The 15,912-nt window shown below is 62.6% G+C and carries 14 protein-coding genes; 9 read left to right on the top strand and 5 right to left on the bottom strand.

Features of this window, described 5'->3' with window-relative positions; genetic code table 11:
* The first annotated feature begins 25 nt into the window (after window positions 1-25).
* From PP4_RS09935 to PP4_RS09920, 4 genes are all read left to right on the top strand, one after another.
* Entirely contained in the window at window positions 26-1,606 is a 1,581-nt protein-coding gene (locus PP4_RS09935) for a flavin monoamine oxidase family protein (RefSeq protein ID WP_016499050.1), read from the top strand.
* 16 nt (window positions 1,607-1,622) lie between these two features.
* A complete protein-coding gene (locus PP4_RS09930; RefSeq protein WP_016499049.1) occupies window positions 1,623-2,120 on the top strand; it encodes a RidA family protein in 498 nt (165 codons plus the stop codon).
* Between the two features lie 153 nt (window positions 2,121-2,273).
* Window positions 2,274-4,664: a TonB-dependent receptor plug domain-containing protein gene (locus tag PP4_RS09925; RefSeq protein WP_049824911.1), complete on the top strand. Its 2,391-nt coding sequence runs from the start codon at window positions 2,274-2,276 to the stop codon at window positions 4,662-4,664.
* Window positions 4,665-4,866: 202 nt separating this feature from the next.
* Complete coding sequence (locus tag PP4_RS09920; RefSeq protein ID WP_016499047.1) at window positions 4,867-5,637, top strand: SDR family NAD(P)-dependent oxidoreductase; 771 nt, start codon at window positions 4,867-4,869, stop codon at window positions 5,635-5,637.
* A gap of 43 nt (window positions 5,638-5,680) precedes the next feature.
* Here the strand turns inward: PP4_RS09920 and PP4_RS09915 are convergent, their stop codons facing one another.
* From PP4_RS09915 to PP4_RS09910, 3 genes are all read right to left on the bottom strand, one after another.
* The gene (locus PP4_RS09915) at window positions 5,681-6,634 is read right to left on the bottom strand and encodes a FliH/SctL family protein (protein ID WP_016499046.1); all 954 of its coding nucleotides are present in this window, start codon (window positions 6,632-6,634) and stop codon (window positions 5,681-5,683) included.
* Window positions 6,635-6,952: 318 nt separating this feature from the next.
* Window positions 6,953-7,111 carry a hypothetical protein gene (locus PP4_RS29350; RefSeq protein ID WP_167332718.1) on the bottom strand — a complete coding sequence of 53 codons (159 nt, stop codon included), beginning with the start codon at window positions 7,109-7,111 and terminating at the stop codon, window positions 6,953-6,955.
* A gap of 169 nt (window positions 7,112-7,280) precedes the next feature.
* The gene (locus PP4_RS09910; RefSeq protein WP_041167674.1) at window positions 7,281-8,099 is read right to left on the bottom strand and encodes a hypothetical protein; all 819 of its coding nucleotides are present in this window, start codon (window positions 8,097-8,099) and stop codon (window positions 7,281-7,283) included.
* A gap of 209 nt (window positions 8,100-8,308) precedes the next feature.
* Between PP4_RS09910 and PP4_RS09905 the strand changes: the two genes are divergently transcribed.
* Together PP4_RS09905 and PP4_RS09900 are read left to right on the top strand one after the other, a co-directional pair.
* On the top strand, window positions 8,309-9,586 hold the full coding sequence (locus tag PP4_RS09905; RefSeq protein WP_016499044.1) for a bifunctional O-acetylhomoserine aminocarboxypropyltransferase/cysteine synthase: 1,278 nt from the start codon (window positions 8,309-8,311) through the stop codon (window positions 9,584-9,586).
* Between the two features lie 64 nt (window positions 9,587-9,650).
* On the top strand, window positions 9,651-10,415 hold the full coding sequence (locus PP4_RS09900) for a hypothetical protein (protein WP_016499043.1): 765 nt from the start codon (window positions 9,651-9,653) through the stop codon (window positions 10,413-10,415).
* Between the two features lie 439 nt (window positions 10,416-10,854).
* Here PP4_RS09900 and PP4_RS09895 read toward each other — a convergent pair whose 3' ends face one another.
* Together PP4_RS09895 and PP4_RS09890 are read right to left on the bottom strand one after the other, a co-directional pair.
* The gene (locus tag PP4_RS09895; protein WP_016499042.1) at window positions 10,855-11,214 is read right to left on the bottom strand and encodes a hypothetical protein; all 360 of its coding nucleotides are present in this window, start codon (window positions 11,212-11,214) and stop codon (window positions 10,855-10,857) included.
* 243 nt (window positions 11,215-11,457) lie between these two features.
* Window positions 11,458-11,925, bottom strand: coding sequence for an anti-virulence regulator CigR family protein (locus tag PP4_RS09890; RefSeq protein ID WP_016499041.1), 468 nt, complete (start codon window positions 11,923-11,925; stop codon window positions 11,458-11,460).
* A gap of 173 nt (window positions 11,926-12,098) precedes the next feature.
* Between PP4_RS09890 and PP4_RS09885 the strand changes: the two genes are divergently transcribed.
* From PP4_RS09885 to PP4_RS09875, 3 genes are all read left to right on the top strand, one after another.
* Window positions 12,099-13,799, top strand: a complete 1,701-nt coding sequence (locus PP4_RS09885) for an FAD-dependent monooxygenase (RefSeq protein ID WP_016499040.1) — start codon at window positions 12,099-12,101, stop codon at window positions 13,797-13,799.
* A gap of 11 nt (window positions 13,800-13,810) precedes the next feature.
* Window positions 13,811-13,993, top strand: coding sequence for a hypothetical protein (locus PP4_RS09880; protein ID WP_016499039.1), 183 nt, complete (start codon window positions 13,811-13,813; stop codon window positions 13,991-13,993).
* 126 nt (window positions 13,994-14,119) lie between these two features.
* A complete protein-coding gene (locus PP4_RS09875) occupies window positions 14,120-15,409 on the top strand; it encodes an MFS transporter (RefSeq protein WP_016499038.1) in 1,290 nt (429 codons plus the stop codon).
* Window positions 15,410-15,912: the final 503 nt, after the last annotated feature.

Here is a 15,912-nt window from a genome sequence, read left to right as displayed (position 1 = left end):
TTTCCACTTGCAAGGAGAACACACCATGGGCTTGACCCGTAGAGACCTTATTGCCCACCTGATGGCCGCTGGCAGCTACGGCGCCGCGCTTGGCAGCCTGTCCGCGCTGGGCCTGTTGCCTACTGCGGCCACGGCCAGCACCTTCCAGCCGCTGGGCCTGCCGACCACGTCCGGCAACGGCAAGCGCGTGCTGGTGGTGGGGGCTGGCATCAGCGGCCTGGTGGCAGCCTATGAACTTGGCAAAGCCGGTTTTGAGGTGCGCGTGCTGGAAGCCCGGGAGCGAATCGGCGGGCGTGCGTGGACGCTGCGCAACGGCGACGAGGTACTGCACAATGACGGCAGCCGCCAGCAGGTGCGTTTCGACAACGGCCACTATTTCAATGCAGGGCCCGCACGCCTGCCCAGCCATCACCTGACCATCCTCGGCTACTGCCGCGAGCTGGGCGTCCCGCTGGAAGTGCTGGTCAACAGCAGCCGCAACGCCCTCGCCCAACCGGACCTTGCGCAGCCACCGTTACTGCTGCGCCAGGCGGTGAATGACACCCGTGGGCACCTCAGCGAACTGCTGTCGCGCAGCATCAGCGGCAAAGCGCTGGACAAGGAACTGGACACCGGCGACCAGAAGGCCCTGTTGGACTTTCTAAAGGTATACGGCGACCTCGACGAGCAGCGCCATTACAAGGGCTCGGTCCGCGCCGGCTATACCCGCTTCGCCGGGGCGGGCGACCAGACCCCGATCCAGCGCCAGCCCGTGGCACTCAGACAACTGCTAAACCCTAACCTGATGCTGCCGCTGGTATTCGACGAGATCCCGGAGTTTTCCGCCACCATGTTCCAGCCGGTCGGCGGCATGGACCAGATTGCCAAAGCCCTGTACGCCAAGGTGCAGGACAAGGTGCAACTGCACGCCGAAGTGCTGGCAATCCGCACCGGCGACAACGCGAGCCAGGTTACCTGGCGTGACCGTCGCAGCGGCAAGACCCAGGTGGAAACCGCCGACTACGCCATCGTCACCATTCCCCTGCCACTGCTGGCCCGGGTCGACCACAACTTTGGCAAGACCACCCAGGCGGCCATCGCCCAGGCCAAGCCAGACCTGGCCAACAAGGTGGCATGGCAGGCGCCTCGTTTCTGGGAAAGCGAGTTCCAGATCTACGGCGGGCTCTCCTACATCAACCACGAAGCGCGGCTGCTGTGGTACCCCAGCGACCACCTGAACAGTGCCCAGGGCATCCTGGTGGGCACCTACAACACCGGCGAAGTGGCGCGCACATTCGCCACGCGTTCGACAGAGCAGCAACTGGCGTCGTCGCGCCAGGCCGTGGAGTCGCTGCACCCGGGCCATGCCGGCAAGTTGCAGCGCGGGGTGGCGGTGAACTGGTCCAAGGTGCCGTTCAGCGAAAGCCCATGGATTGTCCACGACGTGCTGGCCGAACCCGGCTACTCGCACCTCAACCAGCCCCAGGGCCGCACCTGGCTGGCCAGCGATGCACTGGCCCATGGCGGGGTGGGCATCTGGCAGAACAGCGCTGCGGACTCGGCACGCCATGTGGTCGGGCAGATCGCCCGGCACGCCCTGCAACAGCAACGCGGCGTCGCCGCCTGAACAAGGAAGCCCTCTGATGAACAAGACTGCCCTGCTGCTTGGAGCCTTCATGTCACTGTCCGCACTTACCGCCCAGGCCGACACCATCAAGCGTGTCGACCCGCCAGGCTCGAAGTTCCCCATTTCGCAACTGGTCACCGTACCCGCCGGCACCTCGCTGACCTTCGTCAGCGGCACCTTGCCCGACGTTGCCGACCCCAAGGCACCACCACAGACCATTGCCGCCTATGGCAACACCGAAACCCAGACCCGCTCAGTGCTGAAAAAGATCCAGGCTGCGCTGCAAAGCCAGGGTCTGGGCCTGGGTGACGTAGTACAGCTGAGGGTGTTTCTGGTAGGCGACCCGGCCACCGAGGGCAAGCTGGATTTTGCCGGGCTGCAAGCCGCCTACACCGAATTTTTCGCCACTGCCGAGCAACCGAAAAAGCCAACCCGCACCGCCTTGCAGGTGGTGGCCCTGCCCCTGCCGGGCGCCCTGGTCGAGATCGAAGCGGTCGCTGCAAAAGCGCCCTGATACGCCGCTAGCCAATTTCCCCTATTGCTTGCCTGCCGGGGCCACCCGGTGGGCGGCCCCTGTGCACCCGCTGTTCGACAGCGCTCATGGAGAGCGAACATGCTTCACGCCTTGAAACTGCCCAGCCCGCGCCTGCAACCCGCACTGCTGACCATGGCCCTTGGTACCACCGGCCTGGCCGCGCCTGACGCATTTGCCGAGGGCGCTGCCCAGGCCACGGCCCCGTCACAGCTGGGCACCGTGATCGTCACCGGCAACCGCGGCTCGGAAAAACGCACCGTCACCACCAGCCCGGTGCCGATCGATGTGATCAGCGCCAAGCAACTGCAGCAAACCGGCAAGCCCGGCCTGATGGAAGCCCTCAGCGCCACCGTGCCATCCTTCACCCTGCCGGAAAAGACCGGCTGGGACGCCAGCGGCATGGCCCGTGCGCCCAGCCTGCGCGGGCTGAATGCGGCCCAGGTGCTGGTACTGGTGAACGGCAAGCGCCGCCATACCAGCGCCACCCTTAACATCAGCGGCATCCATGCGGGCGCAGCACCCACCGACCTTGACCTGATCCCCATCAGCCTTATCGACCACGTCGAGGTACTGCGCGATGGCGCAGCCGCACAGTACGGCTCCGACGCCATCGCCGGGGTGATCAACGTGATCCTCAAGGCCGACGCTTCCGGCACCTCGGTGACCAACGCAGGCCAGGGTTACGACGGCAAGAAGCAGACCGTGCAGCAAGGCTTGAACAAGGGCTTCGAGGTCGGTGACAGCGGCATCGTGCAGCTGGCCCTGGATGCGCGCAGCCAGAACGACGACAACAAGGCCAGCGCCAACGGCTACAGCTATGCCGAAGCCTTCGACAAGGCCGGCAAGTCGACCTACGGCGGCTACGGCACGCCGAAGATCAACCTGCTGACCCTGGGCTACAACGCCGAACTGCCGCTAAGCGACGACCTGACCCTGTATTCCTTCACCACCTATTCGCACCGCAAGGCCGAGCAGGGCCAGAACTTCCGCCTGCCGACCATCACCAACACCATCACCACCGGCCCCAACGGCTACCCCGGTGGCTACACGCCCACCTGGTACATCGAGGAAGATGATGTGCAGGGCGCCTTCGGCGCCAAGGGCAATGCCGGGGAATGGGCCTGGGACCTGTCCAGCACCTACGGGCGCAACGAGGTGCTGCAGGGCACCACGCACAACCAGAACGCCTCGCTGGGCGAGGCCACGCCCAACCATTTCGAATCGGGCACCTGGATTGCCACACAGCTGACCAGCAACCTGGACCTGCAACGCAGCTTCGACATCGGCCTGGACAAGCCGCTTGACCTGTCCTGGGGCCTGGAACACCGGCGTGATACCTATCAGGTGCGCGATGGCGACTGGGCCTCGTGGGCCAACGGCGGCTACTGCCGTGCGCCCGGCGACTGCGCCGCCTCCGGTGCACAGGTCACCAACGGCATCTCGCCGGACGAAGCCACCAGCACCAGCCGCAACAGCGTGGCCAGCTACATCGAGGTCGGCTTCAACCCGCTGCCGCAGTGGTACCTGGGCAGCGCGCTGCGCTATGAACACTACAACCGTGGAGTGGGTGCCACCCGCAGCGGCAAGCTGACCACCCGCTACGACTTCACCCCCGAGCTAGCCGTGCGCGCCACGGTCAGTAACGGCTTTCGTGCACCTTCGCTGGCCAACAGCCTGTTCAGCGCCCGCTCGACCACCTACGGCGTGGTCAATGGCGTATACCAGTCGATCAACTACGGCGTACTGCCGGTGGACTCGGCGGCAGCCAAGGCATTGGGCGCCACCGCACTCAAGCCCGAGCGCTCGACCAACTACAGCCTGGGCCTGACCTACCAGCCTGCCCCGCAGCTGTCGTTTACTGCGGATGCCTACGTGATCAATGTGCGCGACCGCATCACGCTCACCGGTACCCTGCTGGGCGACGAAGTGACCCAGGCGCTGCTGGACAACGGCATCGACTCCACCTCTGGCGGACGCTATTTCACCAACGGCGCCAGCACCCGCACCAAGGGCCTGGACCTGGTGGGCAATTTCGACCAGAACCTGGGCAACTGGGGGCAACTGAAATGGACAGCTGCCTTCAACTGGAACCAGACGCAGATCCTCAGCTACAAGGAGAACGTCACTATCCAGGGCACGGACTACAGCCTGATGGACCGCCAGGCGCGCAACTTTTTGACTGAGGTGCAGCCGCACACCAAGTTGATTCTGGGCGCCAACTGGCAACGCGAGCGCTGGACCAGCAACCTCACCCTGACCCGCTATGGTTCATGGCGTGAAGTGAACTCGGCGACCGACCGCAGCCTGGACCGGGAGTACAAGGCGCGCTGGATCACCGATATCGACGTGGGGTATCAGCTGACCAAAGACCTCAACCTGGCCGTGGGGGCGCAGAACCTGTTTGATGTTTACCCCGAACGGCAGAACCCCAGCAGCAAGACCATGACCAAGGGGTATGGGGCCTATTCGCCTTATGGCTTTACCGGGGGTTACTACTTCACCCGGCTGACTTACAACTTCTGATATGCACCGTTTGCAGACTGGGGCTGCTGCGCAGCCCATCGCGACACAAGGCCGCGCCTACAGGAATTGCGATCGCCTGCAGGAGCAGTCTTGTGTCGCGATGGGCCGCAAAGCGGCCTCGAAAAACCCAAACTAGAGAGCATATTTAAAACAAAAGACCATGCCGGTAGGCTAGATTCATTCGAAACATGAGGCGCCCCCAATGAGCCTGATCCCCGGGTTATCTGACAAAGCCCACGTGCTGATATGTGGTGCCAGCCGAGGTATCGGCCTGGCACTGTGTGCGGCGTTGCTGGCCCGCGATGATGTAAGCCGGGTCTGGGCTGTGTCGCGACACGCCCGCACTGCTGACGGCCTGCTTGCGCTGGCCCAGGCACATGGCGAACGCGTGGTACAGCTAGATTACGATGCTCGCGACGAGCAGGCGCTGGCTGCGCTTGCAAGCGAGGTGGGCCTTGCCTGCCCGCACCTTCACCTGGTTATCAGCACACTCGGCATCCTCCAGCAGGAGGGCACCAAAGCCGAGAAATCACTGGCCCAACTGGACCTCACCAGCCTGCAAGCCAGCTTCGCCACCAATGCATTCGCGCCGATCCTGTTGCTCAAGCATCTGTTGCCACTGCTGCGCAGTCAGCCCGCCACCTTTGCAGCCCTGTCGGCCAGGGTTGGTTCGATCGGCGACAATCGACTGGGCGGCTGGTACAGCTATCGCGCGAGCAAGGCGGCGCTGAACCAGCTGCTGCACACCGCAAGCATCGAACTGAAACGCCTGAACCCGGCCGCCACGGTGCTGGCACTGCATCCGGGGACTACCGATACCGAGCTGTCGCGGCCATTTCAAGGGAATGTGCCGGAGGGGAAGCTGTTTGAGCCGGCGTTTGCGGCACAGTGTGTGATTGAGCAGGTGGGGCGGCTTGGGCCGTCGGAGACTGGCAGTTTTTGGGGGTGGGATGGCGAGCGGATAGCGTGGTGAGCTAGCAGGCCAACCCCGCGCTGAGGAGCGCCAAGCCCTTTCATCAATCTCGGGAAGGCTCGCCTTCATCAAGGTCATCCGGAACATCAACCAAAACCGGCCTGATGGTGCTGCCATCCATGATGAGGGACGTGATCAGATCGGGAAATGGTCCACATAAAGGATAGCGTGCTTGAGCCATGGAACTTATGTGATGGACGCGGCGCATGACAGTAAATAGCTGATCACTAAACTGAGGCGCCCAAACCTGCAGATCGGCATCCCTGTCCGGCGAAGTACCAATGAGGCCTGCCTTCAACGCGTACTCCAACCGGTCAAAATAATGCCGCTCGAATGAAGCCTGGACATTCACAGCCCTTGATAGCGCGTGGGGCTCCTCCTGTTCTTCGAATGCAGCAAAGACGGCAGTCATAACCAGCATTGTGTGGTTGAACACACGCACGAGGGTTTTATTGGCTTCATCAACCCATTCACGATCGGTTTCCAATTCGCGAGCATAGACCTGCCCACTCTTCAAGCAATCAACCAACTCTGAGACTTGCTGGTGCATTCGCTGGCGCTGCTGCTGACCATCCGTGTTCTCTACAACAAGCGCTTCCAGCCTCTTTTCTTGCCCCTCAATAAAAGCGGCGCATTCTTCGCCGTACGCCCTTAACCGATCGCTATAACCCTGCAGCTCAGCATTTTCTGAAGTCAATGTATCGACCTGCGCGTCCTGCGCTTCCAGCAGCGCTTTCAGCTCATCGATATGAGCTTCTTGGTGCAGAACCTGTTTTTCCAGTTCATAGGCATGTGCGTGCATCTGCTGCATTACAGCCGTTTGATAATTCACTTGCAGGCGCAATTCATCAATCATCCCACCCGCTTCATACCACGCCTGGTCATAGCCGATCTGCTCACCTTTTTTGCGCCCGTCGCTGTGACCTTCGTCATAGCCCAGCTGATGACCTTGCTGCCGGCCAGCGATGAGCCCATCGGTATAGTTTCCGTAGTACATGAATGTGCCTGAACGCCTGGAGAGCCACTGTAGGGAATTGAGCCAGGAATACTGAAGGAAGCCTGAACGACATCATTTTGTCATCATCGGAACGACAGCGTCCAACGGCTGCTCGAATCGGCGAGCACCACATCGCGAAGGGTTACGCGGGAGGTAGAACTTGGGCAGCCGGAGGGGAGCGGCTTCTAGGGGCAGGATGGCAAGCAGCTAGCTGGAGAGGCGAACGAGCGGTCGGCCCTGCAAGTGCTGATGAATGCTCTCGCGCCGGGTGCCCAGTTGCATCCCGGCCGAGGCAGTGCGTTCCATCGCGATGTCAGCTCAGCGAGGGCCGCCGCCCTGATGGCCGCCGAAGCCACCGCCACCGTGGCCACCACCGTGACCGCCGCCACCGCCCGGCGGCATGAACATCCAGCAACCCGACAGGCTAGATACCAGGACTGCAACCAGGGCTGCACGGAAAAGCTGTTTCGACTTCATTGGAACGCTCCACAGGGTTAGATCTGCTGCCTGCCAGTAGCCGGTTCGGCAGCGGGCGGATTCTAGAGCTGTGGGGTGATGGCACAGGGAAACTTTGCATAACTTTACAGTTGGCGCAGTCATCAGGGCGTAGTGAACAAGTCTTGCCAGCGCTTGGGCCGGCGGGTAGTCAGCATGTGCCGGTGTCGCGCTCCTGCAGCAACTTGCGGGCTTCGCGGGCCAGCTTGTCGAGACGGTCGACCAACTCGACCATCACTTCCAGCGTGTCCGCTTCTTCATCCCGCTCGTGATTCTTCCTGACCGCAGCGATGCATTCACGCATGGCCGGCGACCAGCGTTCCTCGGCTTCTTCGCTCAGGGCAATAAGGGTATTGATGCCTCGCCGCGCCCCCGAGGTAATGTCCTGCGCTTCGGCGGCGAGCTCCGTGGGTGCGGCCAGCCGCACTTCGGGCTCATAGGCGCTGTCTTCCTCAACGCCCCCCACCTCTGCCTCATCAGCCGGGCAGGCAGCCTTGACCAACGCGTCGGTCAGCTCGCGAATGTCATCGCTGAGGAACTGCACGGTGGCCAAGTGCGTATTGCGGCGCGGGGCCTGCGGCAGAAAGAACTGCACCTGCTCGCCTTCGCCCAGTACCGCGTCGCTCCACTCGCGCAAGGTCTGCCCATAGCTGAAGCGCGGGTAGTTGACCCGCGGGTAGAGGCGCTCGATCACTTCATCGCTGAGTGAGCTTGGGTCCACCATGACCCCGTACTTGTGCAGGAGGTCGAAGGCGACTTTGTAACGCGGGGTCAGCAGCTTGCGGTTGATGCCCTGATGAAATGGCGCCGACAAGGTGCGCATTGCGTCGTTCAGGGTTCGGTTATCCAGCACCCCGACCAGCTCGCCCAAGGTGTCTGCGTCGCTGGCACCTTCTGGTACCACCCAGTCGGCCATCAAGACACGTGCTTCATCCAGCGCCTGGGTGATCGTTTTTACAGCGTGTGGCATGGGAAATCCCTTTTGTATAAGCGTCCATGCACAGGGCCTGGAACACTGCATGATATCTTTTTGATATTGCAGCGGAGATTGCCTATTTATGCCGGCTTCGGCAAGCCGCGCCCGAGGGCTGCGGTATGGCGCCACCACGACGTCCTTGACCCACTTCCCCCGCCGCCGCATGCTCGAACGCTTCCACCCCACGCTCAAGGAACGATTGCATGAAGCTGGAAACTCTCGCCATCCACGCGGGCTTCAGCCCCGACCCGACCACCAAGGCAGTGGCCGTACCGATCTACCAGACCACCTCCTTCGCCTTCGACGACACCCAGCACGGCGCGGACCTGTTCGACCTGAAAGTGGCCGGCAACATCTACTCGCGCATCATGAACCCGACCAACGATGTACTCGAAAAGCGCATGGCAGCCCTGGAAGGCGGGGTTGGCGCGCTGGCGGTGGCCTCGGGCATGGCGGCCATCACCTACGCCATCCAGACCGTCGCCGAGGCTGGTGACAACATCGTCTCGGTGGCCAAGCTGTACGGCGGCACCTACAACCTGCTCGCCCACACCCTGCCGCGCATGGGCATTCAAACCCGTTTCGCCGCCCATGACGACATCACTGCGCTCGAAGCCTTGATCGACGCACGCACCAAGGCGGTGTTCTGCGAATCCATCGGCAACCCCGCCGGCAATATCGTCGATATCGCCGCACTGGCCGAAGCCGCCCACCGCCACGGTGTGCCGCTGATCGTCGACAACACCGTGGCTACCCCGGTGCTGTGCCGACCGTTCGAACATGGCGCGGACATCGTCGTGCACTCGCTGACCAAGTACATCGGCGGCCACGGTACCAGCATCGGCGGCATCGTCATCGACTCCGGTACGTTCCCCTGGGCCGATAACAAGGAACGTTTCGCCCTGCTCAACACCCCCGACCCGTCCTACCACGGCGTCACCTACACCGAAGCCTTCGGACCCGCCGCCTTCATTGGCCGCTGCCGCGTGGTGCCGTTGCGCAACACTGGCGCTGCGCTGTCGCCGTTCAACGCCTTCCTGATCCTGCAAGGCCTGGAAACCCTGGCCCTGCGCATGGAGCGCCACACCGAGAACGCGCTGAAGGTCGCCCATTACCTGCAAGCGCACGAGCAGGTGGCCTGGGTGAAGTACGCCGGGCTGCCCGACCACCCCGAGCATGAACTGGCCCAGCGCTACACCGGCGGCAAGCCGGCGTCGATCCTGTCGTTCGGCATCAAGGGCGGCCAGGCAGCCGGTGCGCGTTTCATCGATGCGTTGCAACTGGTGGTGCGCCTGGTGAACATCGGCGATGCCAAGTCTCTGGCTTGCCACCCCGCCTCCACCACCCACCGCCAGCTCAACGACGAGGAGCTGGAAAAGGCCGGCGTGCCGCGGGACATGGTGCGCCTGTCGATAGGCATCGAGCACAGTGACGACATCATCGCCGACCTGGCCCAGGCCCTGGAGGCCAGCCGCGGGTGAATCATCCGCGCCCTACCCAATGCCGACGGCGGGCGCACCGTCATCTAGCCTGGATACACCCGCAATGACCTTGTTCTACCTGAAACTTATCGTCACCCCCCTGCTGATGTGGGCCATCTCCCTCGCCTCGCGCCGCTGGGGCGGTTTGCTGGGTGGGTTGCTGTCCGGCCTGCCGATCACCTCGGCACTGGTAATGACCTTCCTGTGCCTGGAACAGGGCAATGCCTTCGCCTTGGGCGCGATACCCGGCGCACTGGGCGGCCTGGCGGCAGTGCAGGCCACCTACACCTTCTACCTGTTGGCCACGCGCAGGCTCGGCACCGCCGCAGCCGTGCTGCTGGCGTTGCTGTGCTATGGCGTGGCCGCCTATGCGTTTACCCACTGGGGCAACCTGTACCTGTCGATTGCCGTGGCACTGGTGCTGATCGGCGTGCTGATACGCGCCAGCGGCCGTGAGCCCAAACCCGACACTCTGAGCCGCAGCCGTCAGCGATTTTGGGAGATCCCCCTGCGCATGGTGTCTGCTACTTGCCTGCTGATGATCATCACCAGCCTGGCCAGTTGGTTGGGCCCGGCGACCAGCGGGATGCTCGCCCCGATACCGGTGATTGCCTGGCCGCTGGTGGTGTTCGCCCATGTACAAGCCGGGCGGGCCGGGATGGTAGCGATGGTGCGGGGCAATGCGATCGGTGCGGTGGGGGTGATCGCGTTTTATCTTGTGCTGGCGGCGCTGCTCGAAGTGTGGGGCGTTGGCCTGACCATCGGGGTGGCCATGCTTTGCGCCGTAGTGCTGACCGTTGGGCTGGCTACCCTATTACGAAAGCGTTGATGCGCCAGAGGGGCTGCTGCGCAGCCCATCGCAGGCAAGCCAGCTCCCACAGGGACGGTGCAACGTCTGAGCCTGGCGCCATACCTGTGGGAGCGGGCTTGCCCGCGAACACCGGCGCAGCCGGTGCCATACTCCGCGCAGGATGCTTCGCGGGTAAACCCGTTCCCACAGTGGCCGTGCCAGATCAATGAATTGAGGTAACCCCATGAAGTATCAGATTCGCAGGGCGCGACCAGAAGATGCTGCGGATATTAGCCGAGTGATCATCGCTGCCCTGCGGCAAACGAATGCAGCGGACTCCGATGCCGCGACCACGCCAGGGTCGAGCACTCGTTCAGCGAAGCGGGCATTGCTGGCCTGCTGGAGAAACGCCTGATCATGATGGCAGGGCCTGGACGCCTTGTAGTTGTTGGCATCAGGCCCTGTAAGGCAAATTCCATCAACGCGGTTGAGGATGCTCGGCGGATACCGAGTTATTGGCCTCCACGTCTTTCATTTCCTCTTCAATCGGGCCTTCATCATCTGCGGGTAACGGAACCTCTCCATCACCTGCACCCGCCTGCTCATCGTTGGTTCTTGCGGTACCGTTGTCCCGGTCGAGCTGCCCGTCCTGGTCCGAACCGGGATTGCCGGGAGGTGGGTCCCAGTCTACCGGGCGCTTTTCGGACCAGGCTTCACCGACGCCTTGCTTAGGCTCGGACTCGGCTTGATCAAGGCCCGAGCCGTGCCCCCCTGCGTCGGTGGTATTTTCCGTAGGCCCCGGGTACGGCGAGTCCGGGCCATTGTGGTCGATTGCCATGGGCGTTCTCCTGGTTGCAGCGCAGCGATGGTGCGCTTGTTGTTCAGAGAGAAATCGGCAGGCGTGAGTGCCTTGTGTTCGACCGGTGGTGCAAAAGGCCGGGCTCGCGGCTTTTGCTTGCCAGGTTGCTAGCGGGCGGCATTACCAGGCTTTTTGCGCCATCACCCAAGTGAAGCACCATCAAGTAAAGCGCCGCTTCGTGCAGGGCGAGTTCGTCCTGTTTCAGTTCAAAAGCCTGCGGCCCTAGTCGAACGCCCCGTTCAACACCTCATAGATGATCCCGGTCGCCACAGCGACCAGAATCAGGTCCGCGCCCGCCTGCATCCACTCATAGCCGTCATAGTGCGGCAGCTGCCCCACCAGGCGGCCATCCAGTTTTTTGGCGATTCCGGGCGGCAAGGGCTTGCCGCGCGCAAGGTTCTTCTGAATGCCTGGAGGCAATGCGGGGCCTGGGCTCCAGTAACTGCGGTGGCCACCGACAATGCCCAGCACATCACCGCGGTCGATGGACGGGCCGGCGTGCCAGTCATTGCCACCAGCGCTCTGCTTGTGGCCACCCGTATTGCCCTGGCCTTGGGAGTGTTGAGCCTGGCCCTTGCCGTGCCCCTGACCTTGGCCCTGGCCTTTGCCGTTACCCGGGTCAGCGAGCGCCGGGCCAAAGGCCAAGCCCAATGAGGTGAGAACAGCTGTAAGGACTGTTGATCTGGCCATGTGAGCATCCGTTGCGCGAAGAGTGGCCCAGATTATAGACAGTGGGCAGCGCCTGCTTCGCTCTGCAGGCTGTGGAAATAGCAGTTGTCCCCTCAAGGGGACATCGCTGGCTGTCGCCTCGAGTACAGTCAGTTGCACACCTGAAAAGCTACAAAAATAAGGATGTGCACCACATGCATCAGCCCCATAGCGAGCCGCGTCGTTCCCTCTATTTCAACTATCAAGTCTTCCCCGCCCATACGGCCAGCGTCGGGGCCGCCCGCGTTGAACGCAAACCTGTAGTGGTGGTAGGCGCCGGCCCGATCGGCCTGACCACTGCCCTGGACCTTGCCCGTCATGGCATAGCCTGCGTGGTATTGGCGGCGGAACGGCAAGTGAGCGAGGGCAGCCGGGCGATCGTGTTCACCCGTCGCTCGATGGAAATCCTGCAGCAGGTAGGTGTCGCCGAGCGGGTCTGCGAGCTTGGCTTGCCGTGGAGCTGTGGCAATTCGTTCTACCGCAACCAGCTGGTGTTTCGTATGGAAAACCCACACGACCCTGACGACCGCTACGCGCCCATGACCAACCTGCAACAACCCCGCCTGGAGCAGTTGCTGGTCGAGGCCGTCGAGGCCAACCCGTTGGTGGAACTGCGCTGGGGCAACCGCGTAACGGGCCTGGCGCAGCATGACGACTTCGCCCGCCTGAACATCGATACCCCTGCCGGTAGCTATGAGCTGGACGCTGACTGGGTGGTAGCGGCGGACGGTGCCCGCTCGACACTGCGCACCCTGCTGGCGCTGAAACTGGAGGGTACCGCGTACGAAGGGCGCTTCGTGATTGCTGATATCAAGATCGACCTGGGCCTGCCCACCGAGCGCCTGGCCTATTTCGACCCGGACTGGAACCCGGGCAACACGGTATTGATGCACCGCGAACCGGGTGATATCTGGCGCATCGACTACCAACTGCCCGAAAACGAAACCCCGGAACAGGCGTTGCAACCGGAATCACTGCGCACACGCATCAATGCCCAGCTGCGCATGCTTGGCGTTGAAGACCCACAGTGGGAAATGGACTGGAGCTCGGTCTATTCCACCCGGGCGCTGACCCTGCCGAATTACATCCACAAGCGCGTGATATTTGCCGGGGACGCGGCACACCTGTTGCCGATTTTCGGCGTGCGTGGCGCCAATACCGGGTTCCAGGACTGCCATGGCCTGGTGTGGAAACTGGCCCTCACCCACAAGGGTTTGGCAGGCCCCAAGCTGCTGCCGTCCTATTCCACCGAACGCGTCAGTGCGGCGCGGGAAATCATCGGCGAGGCCGGCAAGAGCACCCGGTTCATGGCGCCACCCACTGCGGGTTACCGCCTGGTACGCGATGCGGTGTTGTCGCTGTCGCTGACCCAGGCATTCGTCCGCCCGTTGTACCACTGGCGCACCTCGCGGCCACACGACTACGCGGACTCGGTGCTCAACTGTGCAACTGACGACAATGAGCATTTCACTGCCGGCCCGCGCAACGGCGCCCCGCTGCTGAACATCAGGCTGGCCGAAGACGACTACCTGTTCGACCACTTGGGTGCCTGCTTCTACCTGCTCTATTTCACCGACAGTGACTGCATCCCAAGTGACGTGATCGAGCAGGCGACTGCCATTCGCAGCAGCGGCGTGCCCTTGCAGATAATCGCGATTGCGCAAAACGCCCAGGCCATCATCACCGGGGCAGACCAACTGATCGACGACACCACCGGCCGCATCGCCGCCAAGTATGGCATCCCCCGCAATGGCGCTTACTTGGTGCGCCCAGACCAGCACATCTGCGCCCGCTGGCTGCAGGTATCGGCCGCACAACTGCAATCCGCCATCGACACTGCCTTGGGCAAGCACTGAGAGGAAGCGCCATGAACACCCTGACCGCAACAGACCTGGAAGTGGTTTACGACGTACTGGCAGACGCTTTGGACCAGGCCACACCGGCCAAGGCCGAGCTGTTCCTGACCAAGCTGGCGCTGCTCAGCGCCCATGCGCTTGGCGACGCCCAGGCCTTCACTGAACTTGCCCTGTGCGCGCTTCAAGACCTGTAGTACCAGCACTGGCCAATGCACCGAAGCCGGTGCCGCTGAAACCAATAATAACCAGGCGCCCACATGCATCAGAACACTGCCCCCATTACAACGATAAAAACCGCCAGCAGTCCCCAGCAAACCGTGATGCGCAAAGTGTCCAGGCGCCTGCTCGGCTTTCTGTTCCTGTGCTTTGTGCTGTCGTTTCTCGACCGGATCAACATCGGCTTTGCCGGCCTGACCATGATGGGTGACCTGGGCCTGAGCAGTACCCAGTTCGGCATGGCCACCACGCTGTTCTACATCGCCTATATCGCCTGTGGTATCCCCAGCAACATGGCTTTGGCCAAGGTTGGTGCACGCAAATGGATCGGCAGCCTGATGATCGCCTGGGGGCTGGCCTCGACCGCGACGCTGTTCGCGACTGATGCCAGCAGCCTGTACCTGCTGAGGATTCTGGTGGGTATCACGGAGGCAGGCTTTCTGCCAGGTGTGCTGCTGTACCTGACGTTCTGGTTTCCGGCGGCTTACCGGGCACGGGCCAACGCCCTGTTCATGATCGCGATGCCGTTTACCGCAGGCTTCGGGTCGGCGCTCTCTGGGCTGATACTTGGCCTGGATGGTGTATGGGGTTTGCACGGCTGGCAGTGGCTGTTCCTGCTCGAAGGCATGCCTTCGGTGATCATGGGCTTCGTGGTGTTCGGCTACCTGAACGATACGCCGCAGCAGGCCCGCTGGCTGAGCCGCGAAGACAAGCAACATCTGCAGCATGCCCTGGCCGCAGACAACCCAGCTTCCAACCGCACAACAGGGGACGGCCCCGCTAGCCTGTTGCACGAAATGCTCTCACCCACGGTGCTGATGTTCAGCCTGGTGTATTTCTGCCTGGTCAACACGCTGGCCATGATCGCCGTGTGGACGCCGCTGATCATCAAGAGCATCAGTGCCGCCGACAGCAGCAACAGCACCATTGGCTTTCTGGCGATGATCCCGCAGGTGTGCACCATCATCGGCATGGTGGTATGGGGGCTGCATTCCGACCGCAGCCAGGAACGCAAATGGCACCTGGTGCTGCCCATGCTAATGGCCGCTGCCGGCTGGATGTTTACCGCTTATGCCGGTAACCCGATGGTGCAACTGTGCGGCATCTGCATGGCCGCCACCGGGTCGTACACCGCCATGTCGATATTCTGGACTACCCCGGACCAGGCGCTTACGTTCAAGGCGCGCGCCATTGGCATTGCGGTGATCAACGCCTTCGGCAACACAGGTTCGGCGCTGAACCCGCTGGTGGTTGGCTGGTTGAAAGACCTGACCCAAAGTTTCACGGCCGGGATTCTCTATGCCGCAGTGCTGTTGGTGATAGGCGCGTTGCTGACCTTCATGCTGCCCCTGGCCTCGCCCGCATCGGTCCCAAAGCATGCACAAAAGCTGTAGCCGGCGGTTGGCCGCCTCGATAAACCCGAGCCTTATGCAAAACCTGTGGGAGCGGGCATGCCCGCGAGGAATTCGACTCGATGGATGGCACCGGCGTTGCCGGTGTTCGCGGCTAAAGCCGCTCCCACTTGTATTACGCAAGCCTGAAGCCTGCGCACCCCCTGTGGGAGCGGGTTCACCCGCGAAGAATCCAACGCGGTAGATGGCACCGGCGCTGCCGGTGTTCGCGGGCCCGCCCGCTCCCACAGGTATCACGCAAGCCGGAAGCCTGCGCAATACCTGTGAGACCGGGCTCCCCCGCGAAGAACCCAACGCGGTAGATGGCACCGGCGTTGCCGGTGTTCGCGGCTAAAGCCGCTCCCACTGGCCTCTCGCAAACCTGAAGCCTGCACAGTACCTGTGAGACCGGGCTCCCCCGCGAAGAACCCAACGCGGTAGATGGCACCGGCTTTGCCGGTGTTCGCGGCTAAAGCCGCTCCCACGGGTATTCCGCAAGCCTGAAG

The organism is Pseudomonas putida NBRC 14164 (assembly GCF_000412675.1).
Lineage (GTDB): Bacteria > Pseudomonadota > Gammaproteobacteria > Pseudomonadales > Pseudomonadaceae > Aquipseudomonas > Aquipseudomonas putida.
This window is presented reverse-complemented; position numbering and strand designations above follow the sequence as displayed.

Bases quoted from the DNA above. Each gene is read 5' to 3' on its own strand.
- PP4_RS09935 (WP_016499050.1), top strand. From the start codon at position 26: ATGGGCTTGACCCGTAGAGACCTTATTGCCCACCTGATGGCCGCTGGC.
- PP4_RS09930 (WP_016499049.1), top strand. From the start codon at position 1,623: ATGAACAAGACTGCCCTGCTGCTTGGAGCCTTCATGTCACTGTCCGCA.
- PP4_RS09925 (WP_049824911.1), top strand. From the start codon at position 2,274: ATGGCCCTTGGTACCACCGGCCTGGCCGCGCCTGACGCATTTGCCGAG.
- PP4_RS09920 (WP_016499047.1), top strand. From the start codon at position 4,867: ATGAGCCTGATCCCCGGGTTATCTGACAAAGCCCACGTGCTGATATGT.
- PP4_RS09915 (WP_016499046.1), bottom strand. From the start codon at position 6,634: ATGTACTACGGAAACTATACCGATGGGCTCATCGCTGGCCGGCAGCAA.
- PP4_RS29350 (WP_167332718.1), bottom strand. From the start codon at position 7,111: ATGAAGTCGAAACAGCTTTTCCGTGCAGCCCTGGTTGCAGTCCTGGTA.
- PP4_RS09910 (WP_041167674.1), bottom strand. From the start codon at position 8,099: ATGCCACACGCTGTAAAAACGATCACCCAGGCGCTGGATGAAGCACGT.
- PP4_RS09905 (WP_016499044.1), top strand. From the start codon at position 8,309: ATGAAGCTGGAAACTCTCGCCATCCACGCGGGCTTCAGCCCCGACCCG.
- PP4_RS09900 (WP_016499043.1), top strand. From the start codon at position 9,651: ATGACCTTGTTCTACCTGAAACTTATCGTCACCCCCCTGCTGATGTGG.
- PP4_RS09895 (WP_016499042.1), bottom strand. From the start codon at position 11,214: ATGGCAATCGACCACAATGGCCCGGACTCGCCGTACCCGGGGCCTACG.
- PP4_RS09890 (WP_016499041.1), bottom strand. From the start codon at position 11,925: ATGGCCAGATCAACAGTCCTTACAGCTGTTCTCACCTCATTGGGCTTG.
- PP4_RS09885 (WP_016499040.1), top strand. From the start codon at position 12,099: ATGCATCAGCCCCATAGCGAGCCGCGTCGTTCCCTCTATTTCAACTAT.
- PP4_RS09880 (WP_016499039.1), top strand. From the start codon at position 13,811: ATGAACACCCTGACCGCAACAGACCTGGAAGTGGTTTACGACGTACTG.
- PP4_RS09875 (WP_016499038.1), top strand. From the start codon at position 14,120: ATGCGCAAAGTGTCCAGGCGCCTGCTCGGCTTTCTGTTCCTGTGCTTT.